The 17,716-nt window shown below is 64.1% G+C and carries 15 protein-coding genes and 1 riboswitch; of the genes, 5 read left to right on the top strand and 10 right to left on the bottom strand.

Annotated features, from left to right (window positions below):
• Positions 1 to 25: 25 nt before the first annotated feature.
• Positions 26 to 505, bottom strand: coding sequence for an Imm26 family immunity protein (locus AC07VL_RS06885; RefSeq protein ID WP_494805178.1), 480 nt, complete (start codon positions 503 to 505; stop codon positions 26 to 28).
• Between the two features lie 93 nt (positions 506 to 598).
• The gene (locus AC07VL_RS06880) at positions 599 to 904 is read right to left on the bottom strand and encodes a ferritin family protein (protein ID WP_494805177.1); all 306 of its coding nucleotides are present in this window, start codon (positions 902 to 904) and stop codon (positions 599 to 601) included.
• A gap of 148 nt (positions 905 to 1,052) precedes the next feature.
• Between AC07VL_RS06880 and AC07VL_RS06875 the strand changes: the two genes are divergently transcribed.
• A complete protein-coding gene (locus tag AC07VL_RS06875) occupies positions 1,053 to 2,210 on the top strand; it encodes an iron-containing alcohol dehydrogenase (RefSeq protein WP_494805176.1) in 1,158 nt (385 codons plus the stop codon).
• A 67-nt stretch (positions 2,211 to 2,277) separates the two neighbouring features.
• Positions 2,278 to 2,375, top strand: a riboswitch (TPP riboswitch).
• A gap of 85 nt (positions 2,376 to 2,460) precedes the next feature.
• Complete coding sequence (locus AC07VL_RS06870; RefSeq protein ID WP_494805175.1) at positions 2,461 to 4,635, top strand: TonB-dependent siderophore receptor; 2,175 nt, start codon at positions 2,461 to 2,463, stop codon at positions 4,633 to 4,635.
• A 110-nt stretch (positions 4,636 to 4,745) separates the two neighbouring features.
• Here AC07VL_RS06870 and AC07VL_RS06865 read toward each other — a convergent pair whose 3' ends face one another.
• The 3 genes from AC07VL_RS06865 to AC07VL_RS06855 form a co-directional block, all read right to left on the bottom strand.
• On the bottom strand, positions 4,746 to 5,288 hold the full coding sequence (locus AC07VL_RS06865) for an AAA family ATPase (RefSeq protein WP_494805174.1): 543 nt from the start codon (positions 5,286 to 5,288) through the stop codon (positions 4,746 to 4,748).
• A gap of 11 nt (positions 5,289 to 5,299) precedes the next feature.
• Positions 5,300 to 5,911 carry a nicotinamide riboside transporter PnuC gene (pnuC, locus tag AC07VL_RS06860; RefSeq protein WP_494805173.1) on the bottom strand — a complete coding sequence of 204 codons (612 nt, stop codon included), beginning with the start codon at positions 5,909 to 5,911 and terminating at the stop codon, positions 5,300 to 5,302.
• Between the two features lie 85 nt (positions 5,912 to 5,996).
• Positions 5,997 to 6,515 (bottom strand): DUF2867 domain-containing protein, encoded by a 519-nt coding sequence (locus tag AC07VL_RS06855; protein ID WP_494805172.1) that lies wholly within the window; start codon positions 6,513 to 6,515, stop codon positions 5,997 to 5,999.
• A 79-nt stretch (positions 6,516 to 6,594) separates the two neighbouring features.
• On the opposite strand from AC07VL_RS06855, the gene AC07VL_RS06850 reads away from it, so the two are divergent.
• From AC07VL_RS06850 to AC07VL_RS06840, 3 genes are all read left to right on the top strand, one after another.
• Positions 6,595 to 7,224: a TetR/AcrR family transcriptional regulator gene (locus tag AC07VL_RS06850; protein ID WP_494805171.1), complete on the top strand. Its 630-nt coding sequence runs from the start codon at positions 6,595 to 6,597 to the stop codon at positions 7,222 to 7,224.
• Between the two features lie 58 nt (positions 7,225 to 7,282).
• Positions 7,283 to 7,897, top strand: coding sequence for a class I SAM-dependent methyltransferase (locus AC07VL_RS06845; protein ID WP_494805170.1), 615 nt, complete (start codon positions 7,283 to 7,285; stop codon positions 7,895 to 7,897).
• 177 nt (positions 7,898 to 8,074) lie between these two features.
• The gene (locus AC07VL_RS06840) at positions 8,075 to 8,476 is read left to right on the top strand and encodes a hypothetical protein (protein ID WP_494805169.1); all 402 of its coding nucleotides are present in this window, start codon (positions 8,075 to 8,077) and stop codon (positions 8,474 to 8,476) included.
• A gap of 3 nt (positions 8,477 to 8,479) precedes the next feature.
• On the opposite strand, the gene AC07VL_RS06835 is transcribed toward AC07VL_RS06840, so the two are convergent.
• From AC07VL_RS06835 to AC07VL_RS06815, 5 genes are all read right to left on the bottom strand, one after another.
• On the bottom strand, positions 8,480 to 9,013 hold the full coding sequence (locus AC07VL_RS06835; RefSeq protein ID WP_494805168.1) for a hypothetical protein: 534 nt from the start codon (positions 9,011 to 9,013) through the stop codon (positions 8,480 to 8,482).
• A gap of 211 nt (positions 9,014 to 9,224) precedes the next feature.
• Complete coding sequence (locus AC07VL_RS06830; RefSeq protein ID WP_494805167.1) at positions 9,225 to 11,381, bottom strand: S46 family peptidase; 2,157 nt, start codon at positions 11,379 to 11,381, stop codon at positions 9,225 to 9,227.
• A gap of 88 nt (positions 11,382 to 11,469) precedes the next feature.
• Positions 11,470 to 13,599 (bottom strand): sensor histidine kinase, encoded by a 2,130-nt coding sequence (locus AC07VL_RS06825; RefSeq protein WP_494805166.1) that lies wholly within the window; start codon positions 13,597 to 13,599, stop codon positions 11,470 to 11,472.
• Positions 13,596 to 16,178, bottom strand: a complete 2,583-nt coding sequence (locus AC07VL_RS06820) for a chemotaxis protein CheB (protein ID WP_494805165.1) — start codon at positions 16,176 to 16,178, stop codon at positions 13,596 to 13,598. Before AC07VL_RS06820 ends, AC07VL_RS06825 begins: the two co-directional genes overlap by 4 nt.
• A 127-nt stretch (positions 16,179 to 16,305) precedes the next feature.
• Positions 16,306 to 17,709: an efflux transporter outer membrane subunit gene (locus AC07VL_RS06815; RefSeq protein WP_494805164.1), complete on the bottom strand. Its 1,404-nt coding sequence runs from the start codon at positions 17,707 to 17,709 to the stop codon at positions 16,306 to 16,308.
• Positions 17,710 to 17,716 lie beyond the last annotated feature (7 nt).

Here is a 17,716-nt window from a genome sequence, read left to right as displayed (position 1 = left end):
TCCCGTCGGGCTTGACCCCGCGCAATCAAGCGGACGCCTGCTCCTGCGCCAGCAATTTATTCATCAACAATTCCGTTGCCCCGTAGCCGTACAGGGAATCGCTTTCCATGCCGGGCGTGTCGAAGGGGATCGATTCCTCGCGATTCAGCTTGGCAGGGTCGGCGTCCGCATAGCTGGCGCGCCAGGCGCGCTGCAGGGATTCATTGCGGCGGATGAAGGCCGGCATGGGCCAGTCGTCGCGCTCCCAGCGGCGGCTGTCGCCCAGCAGGGGCCAGCGCTCGTTGAGCAGGGCCATGTCGCCCGTGCGCAGGCGGCGCACGGCCTGTTCCGGCCGCAAGCCTTCCACCTCTTCCAGCGTGGGCAGGCTGTCGCGCTTCGGCCCGAACATATACGCCAGCATGATGCGCCCGGCAGGCGCCCTGCGCGCCACCACGCCGACGGCATAGCCGCCGCCCGGCAGGGGCACGGCAAACCAGCTGCCTTCTCGGTATGGTAATGATTTCATTTCTGCAAACTCCCCCAAAATCGTGATCGGGGCACAGTCTACGCGAAACGGCGCCGGAGTGGCGTATGGTACGCCACAGCAACAAACCAATAGTTACAGCACGTTCTGATCGTAATGGTACTGCGCCACGATGGGACCCGCCTTGAACAGCGCTTCCTTCATTTCCTTGTCCAGGCGGGCGTCGCGGCGGCGCATCCATTCGAGCAGCATGGCCACTTCCTTGCGGCTGGTGTCGCCCGCATGCGCCAGCACGCGGCGCAGTTCCGGGTCCGTGCAGGCCTCGAAGCGCTGGCTGTTCAAGTCCAGCACCTGCAGCGCGGCGATGGCGGCGCCGATGGCGCGGTGCATGTCCAGCGCCGTGGCGGGCAGGTCGGATTCTTCCAGTGGGAGGGTGGTCATGCGCATTCCTTTTCGCGTGGTGGGTGACATCGGCTGCATTCTCCGCCGCGCGGGCGAAAAGCTCAAGCGTCCACGACACGATTCCACCCGTTCGGCCATAATCATGGCTCGGCAGCAGCCTACCCTACACATCCGCAGCGGGAGCCCCATGTTCAATTTCGACTTTTACAATCCGACGCAAATCCTCTTCGGCCAGGGCCAGATCGCCGCCATCACGGCGCTGATCCCGCCGCAGGCCCGAGTGCTCATGACCTACGGCGGCGGCAGCATCAAGCAGAACGGCGTCTACGATGAAGTACGGGCGGCGCTGGCCGGCCACACGGTGCTGGAATTTGCCGGCATCGAACCCAATCCCGGCTATGAAACGCTGATGCAGGCCGTCGCCCTCGTGAAAAGCGAGCGCATCGATTTCCTGCTGGCTGTCGGCGGCGGTTCCGTGGTCGACGGCACCAAGTTCATCGCCGCCGCCGCCCTGCATGAGGGCGAAGCCTGGGACATCCTGGCCAGGGGCGGCAAGATCGTCGAAGCGGCCCTGCCCTTCGGCACGGTCCTGACCTTGCCGGCCACGGGTTCGGAAATGAATGGCTCGGCCGTGATCACGCGCAAGGCCACGCAGGAAAAGCGCTCCTTCATGAGCCGCAAGGTGTATCCTAAATTTTCCGTGCTGGACCCCACGAAAACGTTTACCTTGCCGCTCCGCCAGGTGGGCAACGGCGTCGTCGATGCGTTTGCGCACGTGATGGAGCAATACCTGACCTACCCTGTGAATGCTTCCGTGCAGGACCGCTTCGCCGAAGGCATTTTGCTGACCCTGATCGAGGAAGGACCGAAAGCCCTGTCGCAGCCGGACGACTATGACGTGCGCGCCAACGTGATGTGGAGCGCCACCCTGGCCTTGAACGGCCTGATCGGCGTGGGCGTGCCGCAAGACTGGTCCACGCACGCCATCGGCCACGAATTGACGGCCCTGTACGAACTCGACCACGCGCAGACCTTGGCCATCATCCTGCCCAGCATGCTGCGCGTGCGCAAGCAGGCCAAGCGCGCCAAGCTGCTGCAGTACGCGGCGCGCGTGTGGGGCCTCGATGGCGGCGACGAGGATGGCCGCATCGAGGCCGCCATCGCCCGCACGGAATTCTTTTTCCGCCACATGGGCGTCAAGACGCGCCTGGCCGACTACGGCCTGAACCATGCCAGCGTGGACGCCGTCGTGGCCGCCCTGGAAGCGCACGGCATGACGGCCCTGGGCGAGCAGCGCGAGGTGACGCCGGAAGTCAGCCGCAAGGTGCTGGAGCTGAGTCTGTAGTTTCGACCTGCAGTGTTGTAAAACGGTCGGCAGGGTGGGACAGCGGGCCGTGGTTCATGCTAAGCTATCAATTCGCTAGGGGTCCTGGAGTAGTCATCCGGGTGAGAGATACCCTTCGTACCTGATCTGGATAATGCCAGCGAAGGAAAGCGCAAAGTACCTCCCTCCTTTGATAGCTCCTGCGTTGGCGCCAGCCGAACAAGCAGCCTGCCGTGCTCTTTCCCGAGACGGCTTGAACCACGAGCAATCTATGTCCACACCGAATTTATCTATTTCCGCTTTGACCCTGGCCATCCTGCACGCGTTTGCCGCGCCTGCCCTGGCCGCCGGCGACACCGCCGATGCCGCCGATGCCGCCGAAGCACCAGCCCAGAACATGGCCGAAGTGGTCGTCACGGCCAGCAAGGCCCCGGCCGCCAAGCGCGCCTCCGTCGGCGGCTTTTCCGATGCGCCGCTGCTGCAGACGCCGGCCGCCGTCACCGTGATCGGGCAAAAAGAGCTGCAAGACTTGCAAATCCGCAACCTCAGCGATGCCGTCAAGCTGGACGCCAGCATCAACGATTCCTACAACGCCGTCGGCTACGCGGAGCAATTCACCATCCGCGGCTTTGAACTCGACAACAACTCCAGCTACCGCAAGGATGGCGTGGCCATTCCCGGCGACACGCAGATTCCGCTGGAAAACAAGGAACGCATCGAAGTGCTGAAAGGCCTGGCCGGCTTGCAGGCAGGCATGGCCGCGCCGGGCGGCGTGATCGACTTCATCGTCAAGCGCCCCACCGCCGCGCCGCTGCGCACCGTCACCGTGGAAACGCGCGAGCGGGGCACCCTGTACGGCGCCGTCGACCTGGGCGGCCGCCTGGAAGACCGGCGCTTCGGCTACCGGATCAACGTGGCGGCCGAACGCCTGCGCTCCTACATCCAGGGCGCCGACGGCAACCGCAAGTTCATTTCCGGCGCCTTCGACTGGCAGATGTCACCCCAGGCCCTGCTGCAGCTCGATGCCGACTACCAGGACAAGGCGCAGGTGACGGCGCCCGGCTTCCAGCTGCTGAGCAATGGCAGCCTGCCCGCGAACGTCAGCGCCGACACCATGCTCAACAAGCAGCCGTGGACGCACCCGGTGGAAACCGTCACCAGCAACCTGGGCCTGCGCTTCCAGTACGCCTTCAATGACGACTGGCATGCCACCCTGTCGGCCAACCAGCACTCGTTCAAGCGCGACGACTACACGGCGTATCCGTATGGCTGCAGCCCGGAAGGCTGGAACCCCGTGTTCTGCAGCAATGGCGATTTTTCCGTGTGGGACTACCGCAGCCTCGGCGAAACGAAGAAGCCCCTGAGCGCGCAAGCCATGCTCCAGGGCAAGTTTGCCACGGGCAGCCTGCGCCATGAATTCACGGCCGGCGTGTCGTATTTCAACCGCAAGGACCGCGCCGGCCTGTACGTCTATGATGAAGTGGGCATCAGCAACATCTACCACCCCGTCGTCGTGGCTCCGTCCGATGGCGTCACGGGCCCCGTGCGCCTGGTGCGCAACGACAAGGAAAAATCCGTCTTCGTGCAGGACATCGTCAGCCTGGGCCAGAACTGGAAACTGCATGGCGGCTTGCGCCATATCGATGTCGACGGCTACCAGTACGTGCTTAAGGCCGCCACGGAAATCCGCGCCAAACATGACTTCCTGCTGCCCAACGTGGCGCTGGTGTACAACCCGCAAGACAATATCGCCGTGTATGCATCCTACTCGCACGGCATGGAACATGGCGGCACGGCCGACCGCTATGCCAACAATGCCAACGTGGAACTGACGCCGAGCCGCTCGAAACAGCTCGAGTTCGGCGTGAAGGCCGATGTGACGCCGGACTTCATGGTCGCGGCCAGCCTGTTCCAGATCCGCAAGGGCCTGGAATTCAACCAGTACCTCGACAGCAGCATGAGCACCTACAACTTCGTGCGCGCAGGCCAGGCCCAGCACCGGGGCCTGGAACTGTCGGCCCAGGGCAAGGCCAGTGCCAACCTGAGCCTGGGCGCCTCGCTCACGGCCTTGAACAGCCAGCAGTCCGGCACGGGCAATGCGGACCTGGACGGCAAGCGCGTGCCCAACGTGCCGGCCCTGAAGGCGGCCGTGCGCGCCGACTATGCCGTGCCGCAAGTGGCAGGCCTGAACGTGAACGGCAGCTGGGAATATGCGGGCAAGAAGGCCTTTGAATTCAGCAACACCACCTTCGTGCCGTCGTACAGCGTGTTCAACCTCGGTGCCGCCTATGCCACGCGCCTGGCGGGCACGTCGGCCGTGCTGCGCGCCACCATCAATAACGTGACGGACAAGTTCTACTGGCGCGACGTGACGCCGGACGCGGGCGGCTATCTGTTCCCGGGCGCCAGCCGCACGTTCAAGGTCTCGGCGCAGTTCGACTTTTAAACACCTAACCAAACCTACTGCGCGTCGCGATTTGCGGCTTCCGATGCTCACTGTGCATTCGCACAGCTCCGCTTCTCGGCCACAACTCGCTGCCGCTCGCTACGGTTTTGTTAGGCGTTGTAGGGAAAGGAAATGGCAGGCGCCGCAGCGAGCGCCTGCAGCAGGGGCGCCGCCTGGGCCAGGCGCGCCTCCAGGCTGTCGTGCAGCACGTGGTAGGCGATGCCGCGCGTGTCAAGCTCGTCGAGCAGCAGGCGGTAGATCAGCTGGCGCACGGCTTCCGACTCGCGCTGCAGGCCATCGGCTACCCACGGGCTGTCGGGCGCCGTCACCAGCGTCAGGTCGTAATGCGTGGCAGCGGCCAGGGCCGCCAGCGGCGCATCGGCGCCGGCAAAGTAATGGCGGCTGTAGACCACCGTCATCAAGGGCGTCGTGTCGCAAAACAGGAAGCGCTTCGCTTGCGCGGCGGCGGCCGCCTCGCGCTCGACTTGCGTTAGCGCAATCCCATACTGGTCTTCCGCGACGGGCACCCTGCCCTGGCTTTCCACGAATTCACGCAGGTATTCCGGTACCCAGACGCTGCCGTAACGCTCCGCCAGCGCGGCCGCCAGGGTCGACTTGCCCGACGATTCCGCCCCCAGGATGGCCACGCGCATGCAGTGCGCCGTCACTTGAGGACCATCGCGCCGGGCGCGGCCGGCGCCGACTTGCGCCACGCCAGCAGGCCGATGACGGCCATCACGACAAAGAAGGCATACAGCACGGCCGTCAGGGCCAGGCCCTTGTGCACGTACAGCCACACGTACAGCACATCGACGATGATCCAGGCGACCCAGTTTTCCAGCTTCTTGCGCGACAGCAAGAATTGCCCCACCAGGCTGCCCGCCGTGAGGAAGCCGTCCGCGTGCGGCACGTCCGTGTCCGTCGTCGTCAGCAGCCAGGCGATGAGCAGAAAGCCCACGAGCCAGCCCGCGGCGCAGGCTAGCCAGCCGCGGCCATCGAGGCGCGTCACGGGCAGGGTCGTGCCGCCGCTGGACGGGTGCAGCCACTGGTACCAGCCCCAGAACGAGACGCTGATGAACAGCAGTTGCAAGGCCATGTCGCCATACAGGCGCGACTCGAAAAACACGAAACCGTAGGCGGCCGAGGAAATGATGGCGAACAGCCACGCCCAGTGATTCTGGCGGATGTTCAGCGCAACGGTTGTCAGTGCCAGGACAAAGGAAATCAGTTCAAGCGGCGTGGTGGCAAAACCCAGCAGGAGAAGCGTATCGTTCATGGGAATCGTGATGAGGCTGGTGGTGCAGTATGCAATACCGGCCATGAATAAGCAAGATTGCCCTTGCCGCTCGCCACTCCCCGCCTCAGGCGAAGCCCGTCCTGGCCGCCCGCGCCAGCGAATGGCGCACGATCAGCTTGTGAAACGGACGGATCAGCAGGATGTAGGCACGCCCCACCCGGTTATGGCAATGCACGACGCTGGAGACGGTCACGCTGCCATGGCGCCCCGCGTCCCTGTTGCGCAGCACGGACAGGCGAAAGTCCAGGTGGCTGTCATCCTCGCCCAGGATGATTTCGTCGTCGCTGACGGCATAGATGCGGAAGATGCCGATGCGCTTGCCGGGCCGCGCTTCCATCTGTTTTGCCGTCCGGATGCCGAAACGCGCCACGATGGCGTCGCGCAGCACCATCAGCTTGCGCGCCCAGCCCGGCTGCTTGCCCAGCAGCTGGCGCGCCAGGCTCTGCATGTCCATCTGGCGCGCCTGCGCGGTGGGCAAGTCGACGGCGTAGGCGTCGGCCAGGTTGCTGCCGGGATACAGCGGGGCGATGCTGGCGCCTGGCGGCAAGTCCACGGTGCGGACGGCAATGTTCATCTCATGCATGTGCTCTCCATGTTTTCAGTGATAACATGCCCATCATACACGACAATGTGAACAGCGATAACATCGAATGACAACCGCAATGACCACTTACCATCACGGCAACCTGCGCGACACCCTGGTCGCCGCCACCATCGCGCAACTGGCGCAGCAGCATGACGCCGCCCTGTCGCTGCGCGAACTGGCGCGCACGGTGGGCGTGTCGGTCGCCGCCGTGTACCGCCACTTCCCCAGCAAGGAAGCCCTGCTGGCCGAGGTGGCGGCCGCCGGCTTTGCCAGCCTGATACGGAAATGGGAAACGCAGCTGCCGCCGCCGGGCAGCTTGCCCGCCGAACAGCGCTTTCAATTGCTAGGCCAGCAATACATCGAATTCGCCCTGACCGCGCCAGCCCACTACCGGCTGATGTTCGAACACCAGGACGTGCGCCAGTTCCCCGTCCTGCAGGAGGCGGCGCAAGCGTGCTTCCAGTATGTGCTGCAGACGGCGGGCGCCGCCGTGCGCGAGGCGGGCCTCGACCCGCGCTGGGACAAGGCCGCCGCCAGCGCCGGCTGGTCGCTGGGCCACGGCTACGTGATGCTGCTGTTGAGCGGCCGCCTGGCCATGGCGGACGGCGGCGACGCGCTGTCGCCGGCCATGGTGCCGCGCTTTTTTCAATTGCCGGTGAAGGCGCTGCGGCAAGCGCATCAGCAAGCGGAAGAAAAGCCGTTATGACTGCAGAAATGGACATTGCCAGAGGAGACGACTGATAATGCAGGAAATGCAGGATCCCATGGACTCATCTACTGTCCCGGGCACCGAGGGCTATGCAGAAAACGCAGGGCAGCTCATTGCACGATACGACAACGTTACATTCCTTGATAAATACCGGCCCGTCAGTCATCTCTTGCCGACGATATCAAGCGCCGTGCTCGACATCGGCGCCGGGACAGGCGGCGACGCGGCGTGGCTTGCAAGCTCAGGCCACAAAGTGACCGCGCTTGAGCCCGTTGCAGCCTTCCGCGAGGCGGGCATGAAGGCACATGCCCTGGCCAACATAGAATGGGTGAACGACAGCCTCCCCGCTCTTTCCACGCTAGGAGCGCGTCCTGCCAAGTATGACCTTATTGTCGTCGCGGCCGTCTGGATGCATCTGGCAACGGAAGAAAGGATCGAGGCGATGGACAATATCAGCAAGTTGCTCAAGCCCGGCGCCATACTCGTCATGTCCCTGAGGCATGGCCCAGCCCCTGAAGGCCGTCGCATCTTTGATGTCTCTGCCAATGAAACAATAAACCTCGCGATGCAATATCAGCTCAAATTGATGTTGAGTACGCAGGCGCCATCCGTTCAGCAGCAGAATCGCCAGGCGGGGGTAAGCTGGTCCTGGATTGTCTTTGAGAAATGATTCGAGCTGAAGCAGCGTGCGCCAGGGCGTTGACAAGGCGCGCATTCAGCCGAGGCTAGCCGTTATTTTTTTGAAACACCATTATTTATGCATGACATATCGATAGATACGCTCTCCGTAATCGCCAAGCAATGCCTTGCCGTCACCTGCCTGCAACGCTTTTGCCGGCGCTTTGATATGGATCATCCCGCCCTGTCCGCGTTCGCCGCTCACGTGTGGAAAGTGGCGCAGCTCGGGCCAGGGGATTTTGCGGCCTGGGAACGGGGCTTTGCATCCCTGGCTGTGACGGGCATGGGCGATCCCTGGCCGGACGAGGTACGCATGGCCATGCCCGGGCACCTGCTGGGCACGCTGGAAACACTGGTGCAGCATGTGCTGGAAACGAGCGCCTGCACCTGGCATGGCGATGACCTTGCGGCAAGCCGGCGCCAGCTGGAAGCCGTCTTTGACATCTGCGCCCGGCATGACGTGGCCGTGCCGCAGCTGGAGCACTACGTGCAGCACGATGCGGCGCTGCGCGGCGGCTGGGGGCCGGCGCTCACGGACGAAGAAGTCAGGGCCTGGCAAGCCCTGATATAGCGCTTACGCCAGAAGGCCTTGGCGCACCTGCTCGAGCAGGCGCTCCTCTTCATCCGTATCGGCATCGATTTGCGTGACCACGGTCCAGAACGGCGCACACGTCTTGATCTGCTGGAAAGCACGGCTCGTTTCCAGCCGCACCATGGTTTTCCTGAGGCTATGCAGATAGCCTTCCTCAATGGCGCAGAGCAACTCGTCATCGGCAGCGTCGATCAGCTCGCTTAAAGCATCTTCGATCCTTGCGTGGCCCTCCTCCCATAATTGCCCGATTTCCGGCATATCGGCTTCCATGCACGCGTTCGACCAGTCCGGAGGATAGTAATCGCGCGCCCTGTTACCGGGATCGGTGTCAAAGCTCAGCGAAATGGACGGGAACGATACGGCGTTAAAGGCGAAGGCTGAAAATGCCTGATCCTTGAAAGCGGACGCGCCCAGCAGCGCCAGCGATGCGCTGGCCAGCCTGAACCAGGTAGCCTCAACGTCATATGTCGTTTCAAACGCGTGCCAATCCGGCGGCAAATCGGTAGTCTGGGGCATGGGGGGCCTGTCGAAAAAGAATAGCGGTGGATAGTGCGGGAAATTATACGTGGCGCAGGCAATATGGCAGGCGATGGCCGCGCGTACTGTGCGGGCGGATGCAGGAACCGCAAACCGGAGAACGGGAGCCGCGGATCCTCCCTTGTATTGCCGCAAAAAAGCCGCATCGGCCCTGCGGCGGATGCGGCTTTGTGCCAGCGCAAGCTGACGCTTACTTCTTCGCGGCCTTGGCGGCCTTCGGATACTTGATCGTCATTTCCTGCAGCAAGTTATCCGCGTGGTCCACTTCCTTCATCACCCACAGCATGTAGCGGATGTCGAGGTGGATGGCGCGCGTGATGGCCGTGTCGAAATACCAGTCCTTGGTGATCGATTCATACGTGGAATCGAAGTTCAGGCCGATCAGTTCGCCGCGCTTGTTCATCACGGCCGAGCCGGAATTGCCGCCCGTGGTGTCGGCGCTGGTGAGGAAGTTGACGGGTACCGTGCCCAGGGCCGGATCGCGGAACTGGCCGTAGCGTTTTTCCTTCACGGCGTCGATCAAGCCTTGCGGCGCCTCGAACGGGGCCTTGCCCGTGACTTTCTCGACGATGCCTTCCACGGTCGTGAACGGTCCCTTGGTGATGCCGTCGCGCGGCGAGTACGGCGAGACGGTGCCGTAGGTCACGCGCAGGGTCGAGTTGGCGTCAGGATACACCGGCTTGCCTTGCGATTTCTTCCAGGCAATCACGGCTTGCATATATTGCGGAATCACGCGCTCCAGGTTTCCGTCGACTTCCTTGCGGCGCTCTTCCAGCGCCAGTTCCACGGGCTGCAGCTTGACGGCCAGTTGCATGAAGGCATCGTCAGACTGGGTAACGGCAGCCTGGTCCTTTTCCAGCCAGGCCAGGCGCTTGGCCGTGTCGGCCAGCTGGGTCTGCTGGTACAGGGCCGCTACGGCGGCGGGTGCCGGCAGCAGCGCGTCCAGTCCTTGCGGATGGGTCTTGGCCGCCAGCTGGGCGTAGCGCTTCAGGCCCGCTTCGAAGCGCGCCTGGTCGACCTTGTTGACGTACGACTGTTCCAGGCGCGCCAGGCGTGCCTTGATGAAGGCCAGGTCGCGCTGCTGGAAGCCCGATTCGCGCTCGGCGTCCGCCTTCTGGCGCTCCTGCGACAGGCGGTAGACGGTGCGCGCGCTTTTCAGCAGGTCGCTGTTGGTGGCCACCGTCCAGGCGAACTCTTCTTCGCTGAGGGCCATGTCGGTGGCAATCGCCGCGTCCAGTTCGGCCAGCAGGGTCGGCGACACGTTCGGCTGCTTCGCGTACCAGGCGCGGAATTCGGCGTCCTGCACGTCCTTGATGGCGGCGATGTCCTTGCGGGCGAAACCGTCGAGCAAGCCCTGGGTTTTCTTCAGCACGTTATTGATGCTTTTCACCACGCTGGCATAGCGCACGGCAGCGGCCGCGTCGCCCTGCGTGGCGTCGGCCATCACGGCCAGGTCCGCTTGCAGTTCCGCCACTTTCAGGGGGAAGCCCGTATCGCGCGCGAAGCGGATTTCCGCCGGCAGCTTGTAGCGGCTGGTGCGGCCGGGGTAGCCCGCCAGCAAGATGCCGTCACCGGCCTTCAAGCCTTCGGCCGAGACGACGAGGAAGTCCTTCGAGTGGTACGGCACGTTGTCCGGCGACGGGTCGGCCGGACGGCCATCCTTGCCCACGTAGGCGCGCAGGAAGGAGTAGTCGCCCGTGTGGCGCGGCCATTCGTAGTTGTCGATGTCGCCGCCGAAGTTGCCGATCTTGTCCGATGGCGCGTACACGAGGCGCACGTCGCGTATCATCATCTGGCGGATGCGGTAGTACTCGAGGCCGCGGTGGAAGGCGGGCACGGAGCAGCGGTACATCTTGTCCGTCTCGCATTCGGCGATCAGGTCCTTGACGCGCTTTTCCACGGCTTCGTGGCGCGCGCGGCCCGTCATGTCGGCCGTCAAGCCTTTCAGGACGCGGTCGCTGACGTTTTCCACCTTGTCCGTCACATACACGAGGCTGTTCGGACCGCCCGGCAGCTCGCTAGCACGAGTCTTGGCCAGGAAGCCGTTGGTGATGTAATTGTGTTCCGGCGTGGAATTGCGCTGCACGGCGCCATACGCGCAGTGGTGGTTCGTCACCACCAGGCCCGCGTCGGAGACGAAGGCGGCCGAGCAGCCGCCCAGCGACACGATGGCGCTCATCGGGTGCTTGCTCAGGTCGGCCAGTTTTTCCGCAGGAATTTCGATGCCGACCCGTTTCAATTCGGCTTTCAGCTGTGGCAGCTGGTGTGGTTGCCACTGCCCTTCGTCGGCGTGTGCGCCGGCGAACGCGCCCATCAAGGCGACTGGTAGTACGATTGTCTTGAACAAGATATGCCCCTCCATAAAAAGCAGGCGAAAGTATAGCCTGTCCCGACCGCCTGGGTCGGCAAAAAATTATCCTGGTGCAATCTGCGCGTCAGGCGGGCGGACGCGCCACGCCCGGCAGGGGAATGTGCAGGGCCAGGCGGCAACCGCTGCCCGACGCCGGCACGCCCACCTCGAAGTGCCCGCCCAGCGCCGTCACCCGTTCGGCAATGCCGATCAGGCCAAAGCACTGTTTCTTGCGCTGCTGCAAGGGCGTGATGCCGATGCCATCGTCGCTGATGGCCAGGTACACGGCGCAGGCGTCCGAGCTCAGCTCGATCTCGACCACGCTGGCCTGGGCATGGCGCATGACGTTGCTGAGCGCTTCCTGCACGATGCGGAACAGCACGATCTCGACCTGGCTGCCGATGGCGGCGAACAGCGCCTCGTCGCGTATCAGCAGGTGGCAGGCCACGCCGCTGCGCTTGCGGAAGTCGCCCACCTGCCACTCGACGGCGGCCTGCAGGCCCAGGTCCAGCGCCATCGGGCGCAGCTCGTTCATGATGCCGCGCACGCTCTTGATGGTGGTGTCGACGTTGCTGAGCACGGCACCGACCCGGCGGTGTAGGCGCGGATGGGAGCCTTCCGTGCGGGCGCTGAGCATGGAAATGTCGATGCGCAACGCCAGCAGGTTTTGTCCCAGCTCATCGTGGATATCGCGCGAAATGCGCTTGCGCTCGTCTTCCTTGGCCGTTTCCAGGTGCAGCGCCAGCTGGCGCAGCTGGGCGTGCGACTGGCGCAGGGCACCGTCCATCAGCTTGCGTTCGGTGATATCCGTGTGCGCCACCACCACGCGCAGCGGCCCCTCGCCGAGGAAGCGGCTGACCCGGGCCTGCGACCAGCGCGGCCCGACGCGCGTGGCGAATTCGTACTCGAGCGCGTACGCATCGGCCTTGCCGGCGATCACGGCGCGGATGCCGGCGGCCAGCTCGCGCCCGGCGCTGCGCTGCCAGCGCGGATCGGTATCGCAGAATTCCAGGTAGTGCAGCGGCCTGGGCGTCTGGCCGACGAAGGCCAGGCAAGCCTGGTTGGCATGCACCAGGTCGCCCGCCTGGTCCAGCACCAGCACGCGGTCCGTCAGCGAATCGATGGTCGCATGAAAGAAGCGCTCGGCATCGCGCAAGGCTTCCTGGGCCCGTTCGCGCTGGTGCACTTCCAGCTGCAGGTGCTCGTTGGCGCGCAGCAGCTCGGCCGTGCGGTCGATGACCCGCTGGTCCAGTTCGCGGTGCAGTTCGCGCAGGGCCGCCTCGGCCAGCTTGCGCTCGGTGATATCGGAAAACACGCCGACAAAATGGCTGATGCTGCCGTCGGGTGCGCGCATGGGCGTGATGGACAGCGATTCGACGAAGCGTTCGCCATTCTTGCGCCGGTTCACCAGCTCGCCATACCAGCTGCCATCCTGGTGCAGGCTGTGCCACATGGCTTCATAAAACTGCGGCAGATGCGTGCCGCCGCCGAGGAAGGACGGGTCGCGCCCGATGGCTTCCTCCGCCTGGTAGCCGGTGATGGCCGTGAAGGCGGGATTGACGGAAATGATGCGGTTGGCGCTGTCGGTCACCAGCACGCCTTCGCGGATGCTGTCGAGGATGACGAAGGCGCGCCGCAAGGCCGATTCGCGCGCATGTTCGTCGCCCAGGTCCGTCACCAGCATGCGCGCCGTGCTGCTGCCGGCATCGAAATTGGCCTCGATGCGCACCATGCCGCCCGTGCCGTCCGCCTCGCCCTCGAACAGCTGCGCCTCGAGCACCTGCCGCGCGCCGCTGGCGAAGACGGCGTCGAGGAAGCGGCGGAAACCGCCCTGCGCCTGGGGCGCGATGAACTGCTCGAAGCGCCGTCCCAGCAGCCGGCTCTTTTCGCGCCGCAGCAAGCCGCAGGCGGCCTCATTGGCGCGCGTGATGACGCCTTCGCGCGCCAGCGAGAAATAACTGACGGGCGCCTGCTCGTACAGCTGCGCATACCGGTCGCGGCTGCTTTCAAATTCACTCTTCAGCTGTTCCAGCTCGGCCAGGGCCGCATTCTGCATTTCCAGTTCGATCTGGCTCACCTGCAATTCATGCAGCTGGCGCATCACCTCTTCACTCGACAGCGGCGGCGGCACGGGCTGGCCCTGCTGTTTCGCCAATTGCTCGGCCTGCTCTCTGAGCCGGGCCGGCGTGATGCCACCGTCGAATGGCTCGCTCATGCCGCGCTTTCTCCACCCGCCCCGTCGGACTGCATCTGCCGCAGCTGGGCTTCCAGCAGCTTCGATTCCGTGATGTTGATGAAAGTGACCACCACGCCGTCGATCACGTTTTCGATCGTGCGGTAGGGCATGATGCGCACGTTGTACCAGCGCCCCGTCTTGGTCGGCACCTGGCGCTCGCAGAACACGAGGCTGCGGATGACTTCCAGCGCATCGTCTTCCAGGCCCGGATAATCGAGGTCGTTGACGATGTCGCTGAGGGGACGGCGCAAGTCGGTCTGGATCAGCTTGTAGATTTGCGTGGCCGGCGCCGTGAAGCGGCGGATGCGCAAGTCGCTGTCGAGGAAGATGGTGGCGATATCGGTGCTGTTGAGCAGATTCTTCATGTCGCTATTGACCAGCGACAAATCATCGACCTTCGACTGCAGCTCCGCATTGACCGTGTACAGTTCCTCGTTGAGCGACTGCATCTCTTCCTTCGACGTGGTCAATTCCTCGTTCGTCGATTGCAGCTCTTCATTGGTCGACTGCAATTCTTCATTGGCCGATTTCAGTTCCTCGCGCGAGGTCTGCATCTCGTCGCGCACGGCCTGGATTTCATTGCGCGCCTGCGCCAGCTGCTGCTCCAGCTCCAGCACCTTGGGATTGGGCGAACGGCCGCGGCGCGCTTCGGCCACCAGGGGCACGCTGGAAAACGTGACAAACACCATGCCGCGCAAGGATTCCGGCTGGCTCAGGGCTTCCGCGCTCAAGTCGACGCCCAGCGACTGTCCCAGGTGGTCCTTGACCACCAGGCCCTTCAGGCGCACCACGCTCTCGCTTTGCAGCGCCTGCTTGATGAGGCCGGCCAGCTCGTAGCGCAAACCTTCGCGCGCCATGGCGTGGATATTCCAGTTGGCCTTGCCGGCCGCCGGTTCCAGGAAGGCGCCCGTGCGGCCGTTGATATACAGGATGTCCCCATCCTGGTTCAGCAGCGCGGCGGCCGGTGAATATTTCTGGAGCAATAATTGCTCGACATGGGATTGAATCTTTCCAGTCATGCTGACTTCTCTCGTGTCGCTAGGTGTGGGGGGGGATGCCAACGAAACCTTGGTGGGAAAATACGTGGGCAGGCGCTGCCGCGCCAGGTTGTCGAGGCGGCGATACAGCCGGGTCGACGTGGTCAGCGGCGAAAACAGCTCGGAAAAGTGACCGGGCGTATCGGCGCTGCCCAGCAGTAAAACCCCGTCGCGGTTCAAGGCGTAATGAAACAGGGGAATCAGGCGCTGCTGCAGCTTGGCATTGAGATAGATCAACAGGTTGCGGCAGCACAAGATGTCGAGCTTGGTAAACGGCGGGTCCGAAATGATGTTTTGCTGGGCGAAGATGATCGTGTTGCGGATCTCTTTCTTCACGTGATAGCCGTTCTTATCATTGAGAAAGAAACGCTCCAGCCGTTCGGCGGACACGTCGCTGATGATGCTGTGCGGAAAACGCCCCTGGCGCGCGCGGTCGATGGCGTCGGCCGACAGGTCGGTGGCAAAGATCTGCAGGCTGTATTTCGACGGCGGGTTGATGCCGGCCACCACTTCGTGGAAGACCATGGCCAGCGAGTACGCTTCCTCGCCCGTGGAACAGGCGGGCACCCAGGCCTTGAAGGCGCGCCCGTCCGGGTGGGCCGCCAGCATTTGCGGCAAGACCACCATCTTCAGGTATTCCCATACCTTCTGGTCGCGGAAAAAGCTCGTCACGCCGATCAGCAATTCCTTGAACAGCAAGTCGATTTCCGCCGGATTGTCGCGCAAATACGGCACGTACTCTTCCATCGACGTCATTTGATACAAGCTCATGCGCCGTTCGATACGGCGCAGCACCGTGTTGATCTTGTAATCCGTGAAACTGTTGCCCGTATGCTCGGACAGCAAGGCGACGATTTCCTGCAGGGAATTGCGCCCGTTCGGTTCATGGCCCGGCAGGCTGAGGAAACTGCTGCGGAACAGATAGCTGATGATCTTGTCAGGCATCTTGTCGGGAAAATCGACGAGGTCCACCACTTCGGCGGAAATCGCGCTTTGCGGCATCATGTCGAACTTGGCCGTGTCGGGATGCTGGGCCAGGGTCAGGCCGCCCGCCTGCTTGATGGCCTGCAAGCCGCGCGTGCCGTCGCTGCCCATGCCGGAAAATATCACGCCCACGGCCAGTTCGCCCAATTCGGCGGCCAGGCTTTCGAAAAAAGCATTGATGGGCAGGCGGTGCCCGCGCAGCTGCACCGGCTCGCTGAGCACGAAACGACCTTTCGACAGCCCCAGGTCGGCATTCGACGGAATCACATAGATATGATTGGGGCGCAATTCCGACTGATGCGTGATTTCCGTGACAGGGATGCTGGTGGCGCGCTGCAGCAATTCCGGCAGCATGGCCTTCTGCGTGGGGTCCAGGTGCTGGATCACCACGTAGGCGATGCCGCTTTCCTGCGGCACATTGGCGAGGAAGGCGACGATGGGATCGAGCCCGCCAGCGGAAGCGCCGATGGCCACCACGGGGAAAACGATGGTGGCCACCTCGGGAACGGACAGATTGCTGTGTTTGTTGCGTGTCATCGTCGGCAAGAAAGCAGCCACGGCAAGACCGTCAGGCTGGGAATTGATAATCTTGCATTCTAGCACTCAAGATGCGCAGTAAAACACGAATTTGGCGCAGCGCTTTTGCCTGCGCCAGGCGGTCCCGTTACTGCGCCTGCGGCGCGTGCCAGCCGCCGCCCAGCGCCTGGATCAGCGCCACGGCCGTCGTCTGGCGGTCCGCCTGCGCCTGCACCAGCGAACGGCGCGCCGACAGGGCCGTCACCTGCGCCGTCACCACGTCCGTGTAGCCGACCTGGCCCGCGTTGTAGCGGTTCAGCATCTGCTGCTCGACCTGGTCGGCGGCCGACGAGGCCTGCTTGCGCAGCTCCAGCTGCTCGGCCAGCGCGCGCGTGGCCGACAGCTGGTCTTCCACGGCGCCGAAGGCGGCCAGCACCGTCTGGCGGTAGCGCGCCACGGCCGCCTCGTGCCCCGCCTTGGCCGCATCCACGCTGGCCGTGGTGGCGCCCGCGTTGAACAGGGTCTGCGCGGCCGACACGCCCAGGGACCACAGGCTCGATGAGGCATTGAACAGGTCGCCCACCTCGCTGGCCCCGCCCCCGTAGGAACCCGTCAGGTTCAGGCTCGGGTAGTAGGCGGAACGGGCGATGCCGATCTGTTCGTTGGCCACGGCCACCCTGCGCTCGGCGGCGGCGATGTCGGGACGGCGCTGCAGCAGGGTCGATGGCACGCCCAGCGGCACCTCGGGCACGGTCAGGGTCCACGGCGCCACGGCCAGGCTGAAGTCGGACGGCGCCTTGCCCAGCAAAATCGCGATCGCATGTTCCAGCTGGGCGCGCGAGCGCACCTGGCTAGACAGGTCGATCTGCGCGTTGGCCAGCTGCGTCTGCGCCTGCAGCAGGTCGGACTTGGCGGCGATGCCGGAATTGAAGCGGTTGCTGGTGATGTCGAGCACGCGCTTGTAGCCGGCTATGGTGGCATTGAGCAGCGCGATCTGCGCATCGCTCTGGCGCAGCGAAAAGTAATTCGTCGCCAGTTCGCCCTGCGCCGACAGGCGCGCGGCAGCGAGATCGGCCGCGCTGGCCGCCGCACTGGCGTCCGCCCCCGTCACGCCGGCGCGCAGCTTGCCCCACACGTCCGGTTCCCACGACGCGCCGATGGCGGCCCGGTAATTGTTGCCCGTCTGCTGCTCGCCCCCGCCGCCCGAGCGCGTACCGCTGCCCGTCAGGTTCACGGTGGGGAACAGCGAGGCGCGCTGTTCGCGCACCAGCGCGCGCGCCTGCTCATACGAGGCGATGGCTTCGGCCACGTTCTGGTTCGATACTTCAATGCCTTCGGCCAGCTGGTTCAGCTGCGCGTCGCCAAACAGGGTCCACCAGGGACCGCGTTCGAGGGTGTCGGCCGGCGCGGCAGGCTGCCAGCCGGCCGCTTCCTTGAACGCCTGCGGCGCGGCGGCCGTCGGCACTTCATACGTGGGGCTGACGGCGCAGCCGGCCAGCAGGACGGCAGCAGCCACGGCCAGCAGGCGGCGTGCGGGGACGGCGGAGGACATAGGTTTT

It is taken from the genome of Janthinobacterium sp. GW821-FHT03C08 (assembly GCF_059420905.1).
The sequence above is the reverse complement of the archived record's forward strand: the minus strand, read 5'-3'. Positions and strand labels throughout refer to the sequence as shown.

Coding starts and splice junctions, on each gene's coding strand:
- pnuC (WP_494805173.1), bottom strand. CDS start 5,911: ATGAACGATACGCTTCTCCTGCTGGGTTTTGCCACCACGCCGCTTGAA.
- AC07VL_RS06845 (WP_494805170.1), top strand. CDS start 7,283: ATGGACTCATCTACTGTCCCGGGCACCGAGGGCTATGCAGAAAACGCA.
- AC07VL_RS06825 (WP_494805166.1), bottom strand. CDS start 13,599: ATGAGCGAGCCATTCGACGGTGGCATCACGCCGGCCCGGCTCAGAGAG.
- AC07VL_RS06815 (WP_494805164.1), bottom strand. CDS start 17,709: ATGTCCTCCGCCGTCCCCGCACGCCGCCTGCTGGCCGTGGCTGCTGCC.
- AC07VL_RS06870 (WP_494805175.1), top strand. CDS start 2,461: ATGTCCACACCGAATTTATCTATTTCCGCTTTGACCCTGGCCATCCTG.
- AC07VL_RS06835 (WP_494805168.1), bottom strand. CDS start 9,013: ATGCCCCAGACTACCGATTTGCCGCCGGATTGGCACGCGTTTGAAACG.
- AC07VL_RS06840 (WP_494805169.1), top strand. CDS start 8,075: ATGGATCATCCCGCCCTGTCCGCGTTCGCCGCTCACGTGTGGAAAGTG.
- AC07VL_RS06875 (WP_494805176.1), top strand. CDS start 1,053: ATGTTCAATTTCGACTTTTACAATCCGACGCAAATCCTCTTCGGCCAG.
- AC07VL_RS06865 (WP_494805174.1), bottom strand. CDS start 5,288: ATGCGCGTGGCCATCCTGGGGGCGGAATCGTCGGGCAAGTCGACCCTG.
- AC07VL_RS06885 (WP_494805178.1), bottom strand. CDS start 505: ATGAAATCATTACCATACCGAGAAGGCAGCTGGTTTGCCGTGCCCCTG.
- AC07VL_RS06880 (WP_494805177.1), bottom strand. CDS start 904: ATGACCACCCTCCCACTGGAAGAATCCGACCTGCCCGCCACGGCGCTG.
- AC07VL_RS06850 (WP_494805171.1), top strand. CDS start 6,595: ATGACCACTTACCATCACGGCAACCTGCGCGACACCCTGGTCGCCGCC.
- AC07VL_RS06820 (WP_494805165.1), bottom strand. CDS start 16,178: ATGACACGCAACAAACACAGCAATCTGTCCGTTCCCGAGGTGGCCACC.
- AC07VL_RS06855 (WP_494805172.1), bottom strand. CDS start 6,515: ATGCATGAGATGAACATTGCCGTCCGCACCGTGGACTTGCCGCCAGGC.